General features: G+C 52.8%; 13 protein-coding genes and 1 pseudogene. 12 read left to right on the top strand and 2 right to left on the bottom strand.

What is annotated here, in order from left to right:
- The first annotated feature begins 1 nt into the window (after position 1).
- From BLT35_RS14505 to BLT35_RS14485, 5 genes are all read left to right on the top strand, one after another.
- Positions 2-2,041, top strand: a complete 2,040-nt coding sequence (locus BLT35_RS14505; RefSeq protein ID WP_074728617.1) for an ABC transporter ATP-binding protein — start codon at positions 2-4, stop codon at positions 2,039-2,041.
- Between the two features lie 235 nt (positions 2,042-2,276).
- Complete coding sequence (locus BLT35_RS14500) at positions 2,277-3,146, top strand: LysR substrate-binding domain-containing protein (protein ID WP_054817481.1); 870 nt, start codon at positions 2,277-2,279, stop codon at positions 3,144-3,146.
- A gap of 25 nt (positions 3,147-3,171) precedes the next feature.
- A complete protein-coding gene (locus BLT35_RS14495) occupies positions 3,172-4,218 on the top strand; it encodes an LLM class flavin-dependent oxidoreductase (RefSeq protein ID WP_074728614.1) in 1,047 nt (348 codons plus the stop codon).
- Positions 4,188-5,366 (top strand): amidohydrolase, encoded by a 1,179-nt coding sequence (locus tag BLT35_RS14490; protein ID WP_074728612.1) that lies wholly within the window; start codon positions 4,188-4,190, stop codon positions 5,364-5,366. Before BLT35_RS14495 ends, BLT35_RS14490 begins: the two co-directional genes overlap by 31 nt.
- A gap of 124 nt (positions 5,367-5,490) precedes the next feature.
- Positions 5,491-6,831: an LLM class flavin-dependent oxidoreductase gene (locus tag BLT35_RS14485; RefSeq protein WP_074728609.1), complete on the top strand. Its 1,341-nt coding sequence runs from the start codon at positions 5,491-5,493 to the stop codon at positions 6,829-6,831.
- Between the two features lie 67 nt (positions 6,832-6,898).
- On the opposite strand, the gene BLT35_RS14480 is transcribed toward BLT35_RS14485, so the two are convergent.
- A complete protein-coding gene (locus BLT35_RS14480; RefSeq protein WP_074728607.1) occupies positions 6,899-7,798 on the bottom strand; it encodes a helix-turn-helix transcriptional regulator in 900 nt (299 codons plus the stop codon).
- Positions 7,799-8,004: 206 nt separating this feature from the next.
- On the opposite strand from BLT35_RS14480, the gene BLT35_RS14475 reads away from it, so the two are divergent.
- From BLT35_RS14475 to hmpA, 5 genes are all read left to right on the top strand, one after another.
- Positions 8,005-9,183: an LLM class flavin-dependent oxidoreductase gene (locus BLT35_RS14475; protein ID WP_074728605.1), complete on the top strand. Its 1,179-nt coding sequence runs from the start codon at positions 8,005-8,007 to the stop codon at positions 9,181-9,183.
- A 27-nt stretch (positions 9,184-9,210) separates the two neighbouring features.
- On the top strand, positions 9,211-10,509 hold the full coding sequence (locus BLT35_RS14470; protein ID WP_074728603.1) for an ABC transporter substrate-binding protein: 1,299 nt from the start codon (positions 9,211-9,213) through the stop codon (positions 10,507-10,509).
- A gap of 3 nt (positions 10,510-10,512) precedes the next feature.
- A complete protein-coding gene (locus BLT35_RS14465; protein WP_062409801.1) occupies positions 10,513-11,385 on the top strand; it encodes a carbohydrate ABC transporter permease in 873 nt (290 codons plus the stop codon).
- Positions 11,386-11,402: 17 nt separating this feature from the next.
- Complete coding sequence (locus BLT35_RS14460; RefSeq protein ID WP_074728601.1) at positions 11,403-12,218, top strand: carbohydrate ABC transporter permease; 816 nt, start codon at positions 11,403-11,405, stop codon at positions 12,216-12,218.
- Positions 12,219-12,395: 177 nt separating this feature from the next.
- Positions 12,396-13,643 carry an NO-inducible flavohemoprotein gene (gene hmpA, locus BLT35_RS14455; protein WP_074728649.1) on the top strand — a complete coding sequence of 416 codons (1,248 nt, stop codon included), beginning with the start codon at positions 12,396-12,398 and terminating at the stop codon, positions 13,641-13,643.
- A 12-nt stretch (positions 13,644-13,655) separates the two neighbouring features.
- On the opposite strand, the gene BLT35_RS14450 is transcribed toward hmpA, so the two are convergent.
- Complete coding sequence (locus tag BLT35_RS14450; protein WP_054817483.1) at positions 13,656-14,168, bottom strand: Crp/Fnr family transcriptional regulator; 513 nt, start codon at positions 14,166-14,168, stop codon at positions 13,656-13,658.
- A 204-nt stretch (positions 14,169-14,372) separates the two neighbouring features.
- On the opposite strand from BLT35_RS14450, the gene BLT35_RS14445 reads away from it, so the two are divergent.
- Both BLT35_RS14445 and BLT35_RS26250 read left to right on the top strand, forming a co-directional pair.
- Positions 14,373-14,696, top strand: a complete 324-nt coding sequence (locus BLT35_RS14445; RefSeq protein ID WP_235594164.1) for an ArsR/SmtB family transcription factor — start codon at positions 14,373-14,375, stop codon at positions 14,694-14,696.
- Positions 14,697-14,868: 172 nt separating this feature from the next.
- Positions 14,869-16,548 (top strand): annotated as a pseudogene (locus BLT35_RS26250) (SulP family inorganic anion transporter).
- Positions 16,549-16,788 lie beyond the last annotated feature (240 nt).

The following is a 16,788-nucleotide window of genomic DNA, read 5'->3' as shown; positions in this document are numbered from 1 at the left end:
GATGAATCCTTTACTGGACATAGAACGGCTGAGTGTCGAATTCGATACGGGCCGGGGGAGGCTGCAGGCGGTCAGCGACGTAAGCTTCTCGATGAAAGCCGGCGAGATCGTATGTTTGGTAGGCGAATCAGGGAGCGGGAAGACGGTGACCTCCAAAGCCATCATGCGGCTGATCGATGATGAGAACGGGTCCATTGCTGCGGGCGCGATCAAACTGGACGGCGTTGACGTGGCGGGGCTTTCGCGGCACGCGCTCCGGTCGCTGCGCGGAAAGAAGATGGCGATGGTGTTCCAGGAGCCGATGGCGGCGTTTGACCCCGTATTTACGATCGGGAGCCAGATTGTCGAGACCATTCGGCGCCATAACCGGAAGGAAACCTCTAGCCAGGCATGGCACCGAGCCGTGGAACTGCTGCGCCGCGTCGGCATACCGGAGCCGGAGCTGCGAATGAAGCAGTATCCGAACGAGCTTTCCGGCGGGATGCTGCAAAGGGCGATGATCGCCATGGCCTTAAGCTGCGAACCGGAGCTGCTGATCGCAGATGAACCGACGACGGCGCTCGATGTCACGATTCAAGCGCAAATTCTGCAGTTGCTGCAGGATTTGAAAACGGAATACAACATGTCGATTTTGCTCATCACCCATGATCTTGGCATCGCTGCGGAAATCGCCGATCGCATCATCGTGATGTACGCCGGGCAGGTGGTCGAGAAGGCGTCGAAGTCGGAATTGTTTGAGCAGCCTCATCATCCCTATACACAGGGTCTTCTGCGGTCGATAACGACGATGGACAGCGACCGCGCAAAGCGTCTGTATGCGATTCCGGGCTCGATTCCCAGTCTTGCCGACCTGCCAGGCGGATGCCGCTTCCATCCCCGCTGTCCCTATGCATCGGAGCAGTGTGTCCGGGAGGCGCCGGCTCTGCAGGACAGAGGCGGCAGGCAATCGGCCTGCTGGAACGTGGAGCAGCTTATTGGCGGCGATTCGGACATCCCTGCTGCGCCTACAGCGCCCCATGCCGAAATCGCCTCCGCTTCTCTGCAGCCGGCGGCCGAGCAAGCAAAGCCGCATACGGATTCGCTGTTCGAGCTTGTCCATGTGACAAAACATTATCCCTATGGACGATCGGTCTTCTCAAAAGAGAAGAAAGCGATCCGGGCGGTCGATGACGTCTCTTTCTCGATTCGCAAGGGTGAAACGTTCGGCCTGGTCGGCGAATCCGGAAGCGGGAAATCGACGCTCGGCAGAGTTCTTCTTCATCTGGAAAAGGCTACCTCCGGAACTGTTCTGCTCGAGGGCCGGGATCTGGCTTTATTGTCCGGCGCCCGCTTGCGGGAGGAGCGCAAGCATATGCAGATGATTTTCCAGGATCCGTACGGTTCCGTCGACCCGCGATGGAAGGTTGGGGATATCATCGGGGAGCCGTTCTCCGTTCACGGTGCTTTAAACGCCAGGGAGAAGAGGGAGGCTGTCGGGGAACTGCTGCAGCTCGTTGGTCTGAACCCTGCCGCTTACGATCGTTATCCGCACGAATTTTCCGGCGGACAGCGGCAGCGTATCGGCATCGCGAGAGCGATTGCCCTGCGTCCGAAGTTCGTGTTGGCCGATGAGCCGGTATCGGCGCTCGACGTTTCCGTTCAGGCGCAGATCGTCAATCTGCTGCAGGATCTGCGCCAACAGTTGGATTTAACTTTGATGTTTATCGGTCATGGGCTCAATATCGTCCGGTACGTATCGGATCGGATCGGCGTCATGTACTTGGGCAAGCTGGTTGAAATTGCCCCAAGCGAGCAGCTGTTCCGTCATCCGGCGCATCATTACACGAAGGCCCTCGTATCCTCCATTCCGGTACCGGATCCGCACCGTCAGCGCACATTTGCCGCTATCGAAGGAGAAATACCGTCGCCGGCAAGCCCCCCTTCGGGCTGCCGCTTCCGTACGCGCTGTCCGGCTGCTACGGCGAGATGCGCTATCGAGCAGCCCTTGTTCAAAGAGGTTGGGCACGGCCATTATGCGGCTTGTCATGATCCTGTGATATAAGGCGGACAATATGCCGAGCTTCCAAGCAGCCATCGAAAGTCTCGTTTCAATTTCTTAAATCCAATTGACATACTTGGTAATAATAGGTAAAGTATAGGATAAATCTATAGCTGTCAACCGGGCGGCCGGAGACCTGCCAAGCCTTCATCCTGAATTTGAGTTTGATGCGCTTCAAGGGTCTTTTTTGTTTTACACACCTGATTTTCCTATTCTATGTCAATTTGGAGAAATGCGTATGAATATCGAGAACATTGAAGCATTTGTATATGTGTTTCATTATGGCAGCTTCAATAAGGCGGCAGAGGTGCTCTTTCTTTCACAGCCATCGGTAACTGCACGGATTCAATCGTTGGAGCGGGAGCTGGACTGCCGGCTGTTCGATCGTTTGGGCAAGCAGGTGCAGCTGACTGAGAAAGGACGGCAATTTCTTCCGTACGCGCAGCAATTGCTGCAAATTTACCGCAAGGGCAAGCAGCACATCCAGCGGCAGCGGGCGATCCCCCATGAGCTGCGGATCGGCTGTACGGTATCGGTTTCCAACTACATGATACCGGAGCTGCTGCCGAAGCTGAAGGCGCAATACCCGGGCCTGCAGATCAAGGTGACGACGTCCGTTACCGAAGACATCGTAAACAAGGTGCTGAATCGGGAGCTGGATATCGGCTTTGTGCGCAATGTAAGCCACCCGAATCTGCAATCGGTGAAGTATTATGAGGATCCGATTCGTTTATACACCTATGCGGACCATCCTCTTGCGGGCCATACGGAGGTACCGGTGGAATGGATCGTTGATCAGCCGTTCGTCTTCTTCGAATGCGGATCTCTGGACTGGCTTCAGATTCACCGGGTGTTTCAGAGCTTAAACAAGCCTCCGGCGATCGAGATCCATACCGATAATGCGGAAACGGCAAAGAAGCTGGTGTTGAACAAGGCCGGCATCTGCTTTCTGCCGGGACTGTGCGCGCGCAAGGAAGTTCGGGAACAGCTTCTGTTTCCGATGGATGTAGTCGAAGTGGCGGGGATTGCCCTGCAGACGAACATCATCACGCTAAACGAAGACCCGTCGGAGATTGTACAGTTTTTAATTTCTAATCGATTTGATTGAGGACAATGAACGGGAGTTGAACGTCATGGGAATCAGGCTCAGTATTTTGGACCAAACCCCCCTCATGCCGGAGGAAACGCCTTCGCAGGCTTTTCGGCATACGGTCGAGTTAGCTCGTTTGGCCGAGCAGCTGGGCTATTACCGCTTCTGGGTATCGGAGCATCATGATTCCGTGCGGGTCGCAGGTACTTCACCCGAGGTGCTCATTTCCTATCTGCTGGCGAAGACGGAGCGTCTCCGCATTGGCTCCGGAGGCGTCATGCTGCAGCATTACAGCCCTTACAAGGTCGCGGAAAATTTCAATGTGCTCGCATCGCTCGCGCCGGGACGGGTCGACCTGGGCGTAGGCCGCGCACCGGGTGGGCTGCCCCGTTCGACCAGGGCGCTGCAGCAGGGAGTCACGGAAGCGGCGTCGTTATCGGAGAAACTGACCGAGCTTCAGTATTATGTTACGAACCGGGTCCCGGACGATCATCCGTTTGCGGGCATTGTTGCCGGGCCGGTTGCCGAACAACCGGCCGAAATTTATGTGCTCGGCACCAGTGCGGCCAGCGCGGAAATCGCGGCGGCTTCAGGCCTGCCTTATGTCTATGCGTTGTTTATCAACAACTGCGAGCAGACGGCCCAAGAAGCGTTCAAGACGTACTTGGAACGATTCCAGCCGAAGCACGGCCGTAATCCGCAGCCGATTCTGGCTTTGTCGGTTATCGTTGCAGATACCGAGAAGGAAGCGCAGGAGCTGGCAAGAGATTGTACGCTGGTCAAAATCAAGCTGGCCGGCGGCAGGACCCTGACTGTCGCAACGATTGAGCAGGCGGAGGAATACGGTCGGCAGTCCAACGAGGAATATACGATCGAGACGCAGCAGGCGCAAATCATAAAAGGGACGAAGGAATCGGTGCGCACCCAGCTCCTTGAGCTCCAGCGTGTTTACGGCATTCAAGAATGTATCGTTGTTTCTAACCACTTGAAAAATGCTGAACAGCGCATGCGCTCCTACACGTTACTGAAGGAGGCATTCGCTGAGGAGGAGGCGGCAGCATGGAAGCAAACGGCAGCGGAACGATCGTAAATGCCGAACAAATAGAGCGGAAAATCGTGGACATCCGGCGCCGCCTGCACCAGTATCCGGAGCTGTCCCATGAAGAATTCGAGACGACCGCTTATATCCGTAAACTCCTTGAGGATGCGGGGATACGGATTGCGGCGCAGTACACTTTAAAGACCGGGCTTATCGCCGAAGTCGGGGGATTGCAAGGGGGACCCGTCATTGCATTACGGGCCGATATCGACGCGCTTCCGATACAGGAGGATACGGGGCTGCCCTTTGCTTCCAGGATTCCGGGGAAGATGCATGCGTGCGGTCACGATTTCCATACGGCTGTCATTCTAGGCGCAGCCTTTCTGTTAAAGGAGAAGGAGCACGAGCTGCCAGGTACCGTCCGGCTAGTGTTCCAGCCGGCGGAGGAGAAGGCCGCCGGAGCTGAAAAGGTGCTGCGGAGCGGCGCGCTGGAAGGGGTACGGGCAATCTACGGCATGCATAACAAGCCGGATCTGCCTGTGGGCACGATCGGCATCAGACCCGGGCCGCTAATGGCCGCCGCCGACGGCTTTCTTGTCGAGCTGGAGGGAATTGGGTCGCATGCGGCCGTACCGGAGGCAAGCGTTGACCCCGTTGTGGCTGCGGCTCATTTGGTCACGGCGCTTCAGTCGATCGTCAGCCGCAATGTAAGTCCGTTGGAGAGCGCTGTGATCAGTGTAACGCGTTTGAACACCGGAACGACTTGGAACGTGATACCGGAGACGGCGGTGCTCGACGGTACCGTGCGAACCTTCGACGAGGAGGTGCGCACAAGGGTGGTTGAACGATTCGGCGAGGTCGTCAACGGGGTTGCCGCCGCATACGGGACGAAGGCCAACTTGCGTTGGATTCAAGGCCCGCCTCCCGTCAACAATGATGCGGACCTGGCGGAGGCGGCCAGGAGGACAGCGGAACGGCTCGGCATCGCCGTCGTTACGCCGAAGCCGTCTCCGGCAGGAGAGGATTTCGCCTTTTACCAGAAACGAATACCGGGCTTTTTCGCCTTTATAGGGACGTCCGGGCCGAAGGAGTGGCACCATCCTGCCTTTGACGTCGATGAACGGGCCTTGTTCATCAGCGCTTCTTATTTCGCCGAATTGGCGTCTGCGGAGCTGAAACGGTTCGCTTCGGAGCTGTAATGCCGGGGAGGGGCGCTTGTCGGAGCGGTACCGGCCGATCTTCTGGAAGGGAAGAAGCCGGCCGTGGAGCCGGGGATGTTTTCATTGTCGCGTTTTACCACCATATCTGGCAGGAGGGAAAACTATGGGAGCAAAGAAAAACATTAAGCTTGGCGCCATTCTGCACGGAATCGGCGGCAATATTTCCGGATGGCGGCATCCGGATGCGATCACAGACGCGAGCGTCAATTTTGAGCTGTATAAGAAATGGACGCAGAAAGCGGAGGAGGGCAAATTTGACTTCGTCTTTATTGCCGATGGCCTCTATATTACCGAAAAATCAATCCCTCATTTCTTAAATCGTTTCGAGCCTGTCACGATCCTGAGCGCTCTGGCCGGAATCAGTTCGAAGATCGGTTTGGTCGGCACGCTGTCTACCTCCTATAGCGAGCCCTTCACGGTTGCGCGTCAATTCGCCTCCTTGGACATGATCAGTCACGGAAGGGCAGGCTGGAATGTGGTGACTTCGCCGTTGGAAGGCTCTGCGCTAAACTATGGCAAGACGAAGCAGCAGCATCCGTCGCACCCGGAGCGTTACAAGATAGCCGACGAATATCTGGAAGTGGCGACGGGGCTGTGGGACTCCTGGGAAGATGACGCGTTCGTTCGCGACAAGGAGTCCGGCGTTTTCTTCGACCCGTCCAAAATGCACACGCTAAATCATAAGGGTGAGTATTTCTCGGTCAAAGGACCGCTGAATATCGCCCGATCCAAGCAGGGGCAGCCCGTCATCTTCCAGGCGGGGGCGTCGGAGTCCGGAAAAAATTTCGCGGCCAAATGGGCAAATGCCATCTTCACCGGCCAAGAGACGACGGAGGAGGCAAAACAGTACTACGACGACGTCAAGGGCCGGGCTAAAGCACTGGGGCGCAACCCCGATGAAATTGTCATTATGCCCGGTATCGGTCCGATTATCGGCCGGACGCAGGAGGAAGCGGAGCGTAAATATGAAGAAATAGCAGGTCTGGTATCGATTGATAAAGCTTTGGACTTTCTGGGACGCTTCTACGAACATCACGATTTCTCGCAGTATCCGCTTGACGCACCGTTTCCCGATATCGGGGATCTTGGAAGCAACAGCTTCCAGAGCGCAACGGACAAGATGAAAGCCTGGGCCAAGCAGGAGGGTCTCACCCTCCGTCAGGTGGCGCTGCGGGTTGCGACACCGAAGCCGACGTTTATCGGTACGCCGGAAGCCGTTGCCGATAAGCTTCAAGCCTGGTTTGAGGCGGGAGCGGCCGACGGCTTCATTGTCAGTTCAGCCGTGCCAAGGGGACTGGAGGAATTCGTTGATCTTGTCGTGCCGATTTTGCAGCAGCGCGGGTTATTCCGCAAGGAGTACGAATCGGATACGCTGCGGGGCCATCTCGGCTTGCCGGTTCCTGAGAACCGCTACGCGCAGAAACGAAAGGCCGTCACGCAGTAATAAACGTTGGAGAAGAGGATCCCCTCGGAAGACAGCACGAGACTGTCGGTACGGGGGGATTTTCGATTTATATGGAAAAGTCTAAAACGTCTTCATTTTCCTCGCGCCTGCTGCTTTGTTTTATCCGATACTCCTTTGGAGAGACGCCGACCATTTTCTTAAACGCTTTGGAAAAGGTAAACAGATCGGGGTATCCGACCGATTGCGCAATTTCCGTCATCGTATAATTGGTCTGCTCTATCAGCTGCTTCGCCTCCTTCATCCGCAGCTGTTGAATGTATTGGATGGGCGTAACCCCGTAAGCTTTGCGAAATTGTTTCGTATAATGGGTTCGGTCCACGCCGACAAACTCTGCTGCACGCTCTACAGTAATCCCTTCCACATAATGAATTTCCAAATATTCCTTTCCTTTCTGAAGCCAGGAGACCGTCCGGTTGTCCTGCGCACTGGGCTGGATATTCGCGCCGGAAAGCTCTTCGAAGATGCTGTAGAACATCCGGAGCCTCGCTAAATCCGTATGCTCGTGAGAGCTGACCAGACGGTAAAATTCCCACATCAGTTGAATAGATTGGGGGGTGAGGGCGTCCGCCGCATGGGGAGTGTGCGGCCGGAGACCGATGCGGTCCAGCAAATGGAGGGCTTGCTTGCCGTCAAACGCAAAAAATATTTTGCGCAAAGGGGCATCCGGGTCCGTGTAATATTCATGTATCACCTGAGGAAACAGGCAAAACATATCATTTTTCTTCAGCCTGAAGGTTTGATGGTTTTGAATGAATGTTCCCTGACCCTCCAGTACAAACAGCAGGTAATAGTATGGAGACGTTCGAGGGCCGATATGGTAGTTAGGCTTTGCTATATTATGTCCCAAGCGGATCGGCCAGGCCGCCCCGGATTTCTCGAATTCGGAGGGGGTGAAAAAGTAAATCTCCAGGTATTCATGATGGTCCTCGCGCATATTGCCAGTCATGGGTTTCACCTCATTTTGCTATGTTTCTCCGGTTGATTTTGTTCATTATTGTATCATAACGCCACAAAATGACAAATTAAAATCACCTCATAATGACATTGACCCCACCCGGGGCGCTTGCTATAGTTTAATCACAAACTATTCCAAGCAGTTTTGTTGGATATCGACCGGTTCACTGGAGAATGTTCAAAAAAGGAGACTACAAGATGAGTAATCAGCAGAAGGAAATTCAGTTTGGGTGGTTTTTGCCTACAGCGGGTGACGGAAAGTATGTGGGGGTGGCACCGGAAAGAAAACCGACACTCGATTATTTGATCCAGGTGGCTCAGGCGGCGGAACATGCCGGATTCGGGTTCGTACTCATTCCGACAGGGGGAGCTTGTATGGATGCCTGGGTCGTCGGGTCCGCCGTGATGAGCCATACGAAGACGCTGCGGCCGTTGGTAGCGGTTCGTCCCGGTTTGACGGCTCCCGTCCTGGCGGCCCGGATGGCTGCGGCGCTGGACATCCTGTCGGAAGGCCGCGCGATGATCAATGTGGTGACGGGCAGCTCGGTTCAAGACTTGGAGGAGCTGGGAGACCCGCTGGCCCATGCTCATGACGAAAGGTACGAAAGAGCACGGGAATATCTCGAGGTCATGACCCGGGCCTGGACACAATCGGGCGGCTTATCCGCTTCGGAATTTACAAGGAGTAACATCGGGTCGGATCCGGAACGGCAGCAGCAGCCTTTTGTCGGCAAGTACTATCAATTTCAGCGGCCGGTAAGTACACCGCTGACGGTCCAAAAACCGTATCCGCCCTTCTATCTCGGGGGCAGCTCTCCGATTGCCAAGAGAGTGGCTGTTGAATATGCAGATACATTCCTCATGTGGGGCGAGCCGCATGCCTGGATTCAAGAGCAAATCAAGGAAATCGAGAGCATACGAGCGGAGTACCGTGCGGAAAAGGGCATTGACCGTCCTCTGCGCTATGGCCTTCGAGCCCAGGTTCTTGTGCGCGACACGGAAGAGGAAGCTTGGGCTGCGGCATGGGAACTGATCAGCAAGGTATCTCCGGAGGCCATAGAACAGGCGCAGCGGCAGTTTGCCCAAACGGACGCAACGAACCAACGCAGGCAGAATGAATTGAGGGAGCAATCCAGGAACGATCGCTTCGTAGTCGGCCCTAATCTGTGGACGGGACTGTCGCTGGTGCGGTCCGGGGGAGCGATTCTCATCGTCGGCACCGCTGAGCAGGTGACTGACCGGCTGCTGGAATACGCTGAACTCGGCGTATCGACCTTCATCCTGTCAGGCTATCCCCACCTGGAGGAAGCGGAAATTTTCGGACGGGAAGCACTGCCGCTTTTCCGCAAAAAATGGGCACAAAAGCAGCAATCATAATCCAAATATGGAGTACAGGAGGTCTTCATGGTGAAATGGAATCAAGTTAGATCGATCTTATTGGCTGGCGCCGTATCCTCAATTTCCCTATTATCTGCTTGCGGCGGAACAAGCGGAGGAACAGCGTCTCCATCGGCTCCGGTTTCGGATGCCGCGTCTCCGCAGGCTTCCGACAAGCCGGTCACGATCAGCTTCCTTCATTGGCGGGGCGAGGACGTAAAGTCCTTTAACGGCATCATTGAGCAGTTCCAGAAGGAATATCCGAACATTAAAGTAGAGATGCAAACGATGCCTTCCGATCAGTATCAATCCACAGCGCAGGCGAAGCTTGCCGACGGATCCGTAGGCGACGTTTTTACCTCCTTCCCGGGAGCCCAGTTTCAGGCGTTATCGAAGGCAGGCATTTTTAAGGATCTCACCGGAGAGAAATTTCTGGAGAATTTCAACGAGCCTTTAATTCAGGTCGGGAAGAAAGACGGGAAGCAGCTTGCCATCCCTTATCAGCTCGTATATAACGATCCCATCTATAACGTGAAGCTGTTTGAGAAATACAATCTGACCCCGCCGAAGGACTGGGAAGGCTTTCTGACGCTTTGCGAGAAGCTGAAGTCGAACGGCATTATTCCGATTGCGTTCGCGGGGGCCGATATCGGTCCGGGACAGTTGATGAACACGATGGTCATGAACAACGGACCGGCCGATATCTTTACGAAGGTCGAAGCAGGAGAAGCGAAGCTGACCGATGAATTTTGGGTAAAGACGTTAACGCAGTTCAAAGAGTTAAACGATAAAGGCTATTTCCAGCCGAACGCACTTGGCACGAAGGATGCCGCAGCAGGCGCACTGTTCATCCAGGAGAAGGCGGCCATTCTGGCCAGCGGTTCTTATCAGCTGGCGCAGAACAAGCAGCAGAATCCGAATCTGGTGCAAAAGCTGCTCGCTCCGATCACTGTCACCGCCGACAAAGCCGTCTATGAAGGCGTTCATACAAGCACCTTCCTGTTGGCGGTAAATAACAAGTCCAAGCATCCGGAAGAAGCTAAGAAATTTATTGAGTTCTTAAGCCGCAAGGATATCGCGGGCCAATATGCAAACGAGACAGGGCAGAATGTGACCGTTAAGGATGTGCAATACACCACCGATGAGCTGAAAGCAGCGGCAGAATGGGCGAATAAGAAAACCTTGTTCCAGCCGCGATTTACGATTACAAATGCCGAGAATCAAAAGGCGGTCACCAATTCCATTCAAGCCGTGTTGAGCGGCAAATCGCCAGAGGATGCTGCGAAGGAAGCGCAGGCGATTGTCGATCAGCAGCTGAAGAAATAAGCGATGAGAAATCGTAAGGCTCTATGGCTTTTTATTCTGCCCGGCACCTTGCTCTATGGTTTTTTGTTTCTGTATCCGACGATATCGGGTTTATTCTATTCCTTCACCAACTGGGACGGCGTTTCGCCGTCCTATCGGTTCATTGGCTTGGACAATTACATCCATACGGTACAAAACATTGTGTTCCAAAAAGCGTTGGCCAATAATGTAAAGTTTATGTTGGTTGTCGTTCTTTTTCAAACGCTCATTTCGTTATCCTTGGCGTTGCTTTTGGTCAAAAATACAAAAATCAACGTATTTCTGCGCGCCCTTTATTTCTTTCCAACCATTTTGTCCTCGGTTTCCGTGGGACTGATCTGGGCATTTATTTACGACCCTTCCATCGGCCTGTTGAATACGGGATTGCAACAGGCGGGGCTTCAAGCCTGGACGCAGAGCTGGATCGGAGATGTGAAGATCGCATTGTATTCGATTGCGGCCGTTCAGGTTTGGGCGCATGCCGGACAGATGATGATCGTATTCGTCGCCGGGCTGCACTCCATCCCTGTGGAGCTGTATGAGGCGGCGAAAATAGACGGCGGCGGACGATGGCAGGTTTTTCGTATGGTCACCTGGCCGCTGCTGGCTCCGTCGGCAACGATTGTAGTGGCTTATACCACGATTCAGTCGTTCAAAGCGTTCGATCTCATTTTTACGATGACCGATGGGGGGCCAAACTATTCGACTGAAATTTTAACGACTTATATTTATCACCTGGCCTTTGCCAGCTATTCCTTCGGAGAGGCTTCGGCCGTTTCGGTATTGTTTCTCATTTTATTGTCTGTTCTGACGGTACTGCAGTTTAAAGCCCTGCGGGCAGACCGTGTATCGTATTAAAGAGAGGTTGAAGCGTCATGCTGATGAAATGGACTGGCCGACTGATACTGCTTCTGTATGCGCTGCTGATCGCGCTGCCTCTGTATGTCGTATTGATTTCCGCGTTCAAGTCGCCGCAGACGTTTTTTGCCAACCCGCTGAACTGGCCCAAGCCGTTCACGTTGACTAATTTTGTGTCCATGTTCAAGGAGCAGCCGATCTGGAGCTATTTTCTGAACAGCATCATCGTAACCTTGGGTTCCGTACTGTTGGAGCTCTTGCTTGGCAGCATGATCGCTTATGCGATTTTTCGCCTCGGAGGCAAAATAGGCAAAGGGATCTTCGCATTGTTCGCAGCGGGTCTGATCGTTCCTTCGCAGGTGAACATGCTGCCGATCTACTCGCTTGCGCACAAGCTGGGCTGGTCTGATCAGCTGTACGGACTCGTACTGGTCACCGTAGCCTTATTGCTGCCGGTGACGGTCTTTATGCTGGCGGGCTTTATGCAGCTGCTCAGCAAGGAAATTCTAGAAGCGGGGAGCATCGACGGAGCGGGAGAGTGGACGCTGTTTACCCGATTTGCCCTGCCGTTGTCCGCCCCCTCGATCGCAGCTGCGGCCTCGTTCCTGTTCGTGATGGTATGGAATGATCTATTGATTCCAATGCTGATGATTAACGGCAAGTCAAAGCTGACGCTGCCGCTGGCCATGCTGCAGTTTCGCGGAGAGTATGTCACCAATTATCCTATGCTTTTAACGGGAGTTGTGGTCACCTCGGTGCCGATGGTCCTGCTGTTTCTGTTCCTCCAGCGCTATTTCGTTGCAGGACTTACCGCGGGTTCGCTTAAGGGCTGACGTCAGGACTTATTGAAAATAAGGATGGCCAGAATGGTTCTTTGCCATATAAACTCTCTCCAGGTATGTCACAGATCATTGCGATTTGCTGTGATTGCAATCACACAGCCGGGCGGTTTCAGCTATTATACTTGGCTTATGGAAAGCAAACTGCTTGTGACAATGGAGGGAATGGTTATGCTAAGCAAAGAAACGATTCGGATCATCAAGTCAACCGTGCCGGTATTGGAAATCCACGGAGTGAACATTACCAAACGTTTTTATCAGCTGTTATTTTTGAATCATCCGGAACTATTGCATATTTTTAATCATGCGAATCAGAAGCAGGAACGGCAGCAGACCGCTCTTGCGAATGCCGTCTACGCCGCGGCCATGCATATCGATCATTTGCCGGCTATTCTCCCCGCTGTAAAGCAGATTGCACATAAGCACCGCAGCATTGGCATTCAGGCGGAGCATTACCCGATCGTCGGGAAATATTTGCTTGTCGCCATCCAGGATGTGCTGGGCGAGGCCGCAACGGAGGAGATTATAGCGGCATGGGCTGAAGCCTATAAAGTCATTGCTGATGTTTTTATTGGCATGGAAGCCGGCATGTATGAGCAGTCCGCGCGGCAGGCCGGCGGCTGGGAAGGGTATCGGGACTTTGTGGTGAAGCGCAAAGTGAAAGAGAGTGACGTGATCTCGTCGTTTTACCTTGTTCCCCGGGATGGCGGGCCGTTGGCCGGTTTTGAACCAGGGCAATACGTAAGCGTCAAGCTGGAAATTCCCGGGGAAGAATATACTCAAATTCGGCAATACAGCCTTTCCGATGCTCCCGGAAAACCGTACTACCGCATCTCCGTCAAACGCGAAGAGGGGCATCCGGATCGCCCGGCAGGCAAGGTGTCCGTATATTTGCACCGGCAGGTGAAGGAAGGCGATATCCTCCGGTTATCGGCTCCCGGCGGTGCCTTCACGTTAAACCGCGAGGACCCGCGTCCGGTTGTTTTGATCAGCGGCGGAGTCGGAATAACACCGATGATGAGCATGCTGAATACACTGGCAGATACGGATCCGCAGCGTCCGGTGATCTTCATACACACGGCTGTGAACGGAAACATGCATGCCATGAGGGAGGAAGTTAAATCGCTGCTGCCCAAGCTTCCTCATTTATCGGTTTACTTCTGTTATACAAGACCGACGGATTCTGATAAAACGGCCCGTGTGCACCATCATGAGGGATACTTGAACCTGCCGTGGATGAAAACGGTGATTCCGACCACGGATGCCCAATTCTATTTTTGCGGTCCGGTTTCGTTGATGAAGACGGTATACCGGGCATTGAAAACCTGGGGTATTCCCGCAGCCGATATGCATTATGAATTTTTCGGACCGGCGGGGAGTCTGGACGATGTCGCCGAGCCGGCGGGAGCAGGCGGCTAACCCGATCTGAATTTAAACGTCGGCTTTATTCGATTGGGCCCGCAGCAGCCTGTTGACCGTCTCGCGACGGAGCCCGATCAGTTGGCCGATTTCGTCTTGTGTGAGCACATCCGTCAAAGGTTTGGGTCCGATATAGGTTGCAAACCATTGCTGCAGCTTTCGCAGTTTGTCCGCAGGAGCGATTTGGCTCAATTGGTCTATTCTTTGCTGCATCATGCGAAGCTTGTCCTGCAGGAGCCGGGCGATCTCAAGGCATTTCTCGGGCTCCTGTTTCAAGCTGCCGTACCACTGCTGCGGGGGAAGCGTTTCGATTTCGCTTGTTGTAAGTGCAATAGCCGTTGCGTGATAAGGCATTGGACTGATCAAGGAATGATGAGGAATGATTTCCCCGGGTACGATGATATTGATTAAAACCGGATTTCCGTTTTCGTGTAAGCGTACGATTTTGAGCAGTCCGCTTTTTACGTGATAGAGGGGGCCGGTTTCCCCTTGGCGAAACAGTGTCTCACCCTTATGCAGCAGCATCCCAAACACCTCATTTATTGGAAACGCCCGATGGTTTATGACGGGCGTTTTTTACTTATTTAAAGATATAGACTTTTCCGGACGGCTGCAAGAACATACGAATGGAGAAGGGAGACCGCGTTAAGCAGGAATCCCTTTAAATGCATCTTCCCTTGGAACTGTGTTATGATACTTGTATACTGGAATGGACAAAGGGGAAGTCTTATGCAAAATATTCAACAATTTAAATCGGAATTTTTCAAAGCGTTGGCTCATCCGATGAGAATCCGGATTCTTGAAGTGTTAAGCGAAGGAGATAAGAATGTCAACGAACTGCAAAATATATTAGGCTCTGAAGGTTCGGCCGTTTCGCAGCAGCTGGCCGTGCTGCGGAATAAGAATGTGGTTTATGGCCGAAAAGAGGGGACTTCCGTCATTTATTCTTTACGCGATCCATTAATTAAGGATCTGTTGGCTGTGGCCAAACAAATTTTCGATAATCACCTGGTCGATGCGATTACGCTGCTGGAAGATATCCGTAAAGATTAGTTCCGAACAAGGAAAAGGGCAGGAAATGAAGCGTGGTTTCGCTTTAAATCGATTTGATGATTGTACTTTAAAGAGATGATCATTCTTGGCATTTGACAAAGGTGGAACAGGGACGTATCATCCTTTATATATTCAAATAATCAAATATTTAAAGAAAAGAAGGTTAGTCCGAATGAAACCCACTGGCAGATTTAAAGGTTATACCATGATTGCTTTTCGCAAAGATCTGGTTTCCGGACTGATTGTGGGGGTTATTGCCATTCCGCTTGGAATGGCTTTTGCCATTGCATCCGGCGTCAAGCCGGAGTATGGGATTTACACAACCATCGTAGCCGGAATTTTAATTTCCTTACTGGGGGGCTCTAAATTTCAAATCGGCGGGCCGACCGGCGCATTTATTCCGGTCCTGCTTGCCATCGTATTGCAGTATGGATATGAAAACCTGCTGATTGCCGGATTTTTGGCCGGGATACTTCTCGTCCTGATGGGAATATTTAGATTAGGGACTCTGATCCGGTTTATTCCGAAGCCTGTCACGATTGGCTTTACCGCCGGCATCGCCATTATCATATTCAGCGGACAGATCGCCAATTTTTTGGGCTTGCGCGATATCGCCAAACATGAAGATTTCTTTTCCAATATGAAAGAAATCGCCATCCACCTACCGACGTTTAACGGCTACAGCATTCTGACGGCGTGTATTTGTTTGGTGATTCTTTTATTGTGTTCCCGGTTTACGCCTAAAATTCCGGGGGCATTAATAGGGCTTATCGTTTCCAGTGTGGTTGCTACTTTGTTGTTTAACGGGGAAGTGGCTACGATCGCTTCGACCTTCGGGCCTATTCCAAACACCCTGCCGCACTTCCAATGGCCGTCTCTGACCTGGGAGAAAATCGAAATGATGCTGATCCCGGCTTGTATTATTGCCATGTTAGGCGGAGTTGAATCGCTTTTGTCCGCGCTGGTTGCCGATGAAATGACAGGAACCCGCCACAACAGCAACCGGGAATTAATCGGTCAAGGCATTGCCAATATGGTGACTCCGTTATTCGGAGGCATACCGGCTACCGGGGCCATTGCACGGACGGCAACCAATATTTAAAATGGCGCCGTTTCCCCCATGTCCGGTATTATTCACGGCTTTATTGTACTATTGGTGCTGCTTCTACTGGCACCGTACGCATCCCTTATTCCGCTTGCAAGCATGGCTCCGATTTTAATGATGGTCGCCTGGAATATGAGCGAGCGCAAAGAATTCGTACGTATCCTAAAGACGAAAACCAATGATTCCATCATTCTCTTGGTCACATTTTTATTAACCGTATTTACAACGCTGACCATCGCAGTAGGGATAGGTTTAATTTTATCCGTATTATGGTTTGTCAAGCGAATGAGTGACTTGAATACCGTTTACGAAATGCCGTCGAACCATTCGGCCAAGCAAGTGAAGGTGAAAGCGCTTATGGACGCCGACAGCCGGGAATTGCACCATATGAACATTTATACGATTGAAGGGCCTCTTTTTTTCGGGACAGCTCTTCCTTTGGAAGAGAGTATTCTCGGCAATCTGCATCATAAGTCAAAGATACTGCTGCTTCAGATGGGGAAGGTTCCGTATATCGATACGACAGGGGCGGCCCATCTGGACCGGCTGATCGGGCATGTGGTGAAATCGGGCGGTGTGGTGCTGTTATCGGAAATAGGGCAGCAGCCCTTATCCATTCTGGAAAGGACAGGGCTGCTCCAACGTGTAGGTCGTGATCACGTATTCGGTCATACGAGCGAGGCGATCGAATTTGCTATAAAAAGACCGGCGAGAATCCGCTATGCCGAAAGCACAGCGATGAAATAATTTCGCCTGACGGCATGTCCATGGTGCTGCGAACCGGTACATCCGGCCGGCGCCTGAGAACGATCCGGAAGGCCGGCTGCACCGAAAATGGGCCGACCAACTGCAGTTAAAACGACTGCGGTTGAGTCGGCCCCGATTTTATGTACCCATCTTGTTAAGAGCGCCATGAAGAACAGGGCCGTCCCTCCGTCATTTTCATGACTATTGGAACGGCCCTTTTTCAATTAAGGATGAATGTTC

This window comes from Paenibacillus naphthalenovorans (assembly GCF_900099895.1).
GTDB classification, from domain to species: Bacteria; Bacillota; Bacilli; order Paenibacillales; family NBRC-103111; genus Paenibacillus_G; species Paenibacillus_G naphthalenovorans.
This window is presented reverse-complemented; position numbering and strand designations above follow the sequence as displayed.